The organism is Candidatus Pelagibacter communis, from assembly GCF_001179945.1.
GTDB classification, from domain to species: Bacteria; Pseudomonadota; Alphaproteobacteria; order Pelagibacterales; family Pelagibacteraceae; genus Pelagilacustribacter; species Pelagilacustribacter ubique_A.
Window position 1 is genome coordinate 1 of sequence record NZ_CVSG01000087.1, and the last position, 563, is coordinate 563.

The 563-nt window shown below is 29.8% G+C and carries 1 protein-coding gene and 1 pseudogene; both read left to right on the forward strand.

The genetic code is table 11. The annotated features are described in order from the left end of the window. Positions 1-309 (forward strand): annotated as a pseudogene (locus AMN78_RS03805) (sulfite exporter TauE/SafE family protein); the annotation flags it as partial. A gap of 65 nt (positions 310-374) precedes the next feature. Continuing rightward, positions 375-563 (forward strand): DoxX family protein (locus AMN78_RS03810; protein WP_143323167.1); only part of this gene is annotated, 189 nt, incomplete at its 3' end.

The following is a 563-nucleotide window of genomic DNA, read 5'->3' on the forward strand; positions in this document are numbered from 1 at the left end:
TTAGGTCCAGGTTCTGTTTTGCTTACAGCTCTAGCTGCAAATGGTTTGGTCGGAGGACAGATTATCGGTACTGATGCTTTTGTAACATTAATTAATTGCACAATAAGACTTATATCATTTTGGAATTTAGGTTTGTTAAACTTAGATGCTTTATATGTCGGATCTCTAATTGGTTTAGTTTCTATTTTTGGATCTTATACAGCAAAAAAAATAGCAGATAAACTTGGAGTTAAGATGCATACAATCATTATTGAAGTCTGTGTAGTGCTTGGGGGCGCTGTAATGATCTATAGAGCTTTAACATTCTAGCTAAAAAAACCTGTTTTAAACAGATCGTTTTTTGACATTACTTTGAAGTTATTTAAATTCTTAATATGGTAAATATTTTAGATTTTTTAGGACGAATTTTTATTTCGGCTTTGTTTTTAATCTCAGCTTACAATAAAATATTCAATATAGATAATTCTATATCATGGATGGAAGGTTATGGTGTGCCAGGCTTTTTACTTTATCCCACAATAGTTTTAGAAATTATTTTACCAATATTTGTTATTATTGGTTAT